Origin of the sequence: Candidatus Pseudomonas auctus (genome assembly GCF_048654275.1) — a bacterium.
GTDB lineage: Bacteria > Pseudomonadota > Gammaproteobacteria > Pseudomonadales > Pseudomonadaceae > Aquipseudomonas > Aquipseudomonas pharyngis.
Genome location: NZ_JBJYZK010000032.1, coordinates 1 through 481, shown reverse-complemented (window position 1 = coordinate 481; position 481 = coordinate 1). Strand labels below are relative to the sequence as shown.

2 tRNA genes are annotated in these 481 nt (G+C 47.6%); both read right to left on the bottom strand.

The annotated features are described in order from the left end of the window. Window positions 1-203 precede the first annotated feature (203 nt). Window positions 204-279: transfer RNA gene (locus ACKUG4_RS28205), tRNA-Ala, on the bottom strand. Window positions 280-309: 30 nt separating this feature from the next. After that, window positions 310-386, bottom strand: a tRNA-Ile gene (locus ACKUG4_RS28200). Window positions 387-481 lie beyond the last annotated feature (95 nt).

Here is a 481-nt window from a genome sequence, read left to right as displayed (position 1 = left end):
TCGCCGAAAATTCGAATTTCTCAACTAAGAGAACTCACAAATTTTACCTTAGCCTGATCACCACCAGTGAAAGTGGCCATCAGTCTATCTTTCTATCACATACCCAAATTTTTAAAGAACGAACTAGTCAAAGACCAGAAATCAACATTCACCATCAGTACGATGGAATGCTCATTTCTAAGCTCTTACTTCAGAAGCAGTAGTGGTGGAGCCAAGCGGGATCGAACCGCTGACCTCCTGCGTGCAAGGCAGGCGCTCTCCCAGCTGAGCTATGGCCCCGTATTTCTACAGGCGTTTCCCACACAAAATTGGTGGGTCTGGGCAGATTCGAACTGCCGACCTCACCCTTATCAGGGGTGCGCTCTAACCAACTGAGCTACAGACCCAATTTCGGGCTGCTTCTTTCGTCTTCTTCAATGAATCAAGCAATTCGTGTGGGAACTTATGGAGCAGCTGATGTCGTCGATTAAGGAGGTGATCC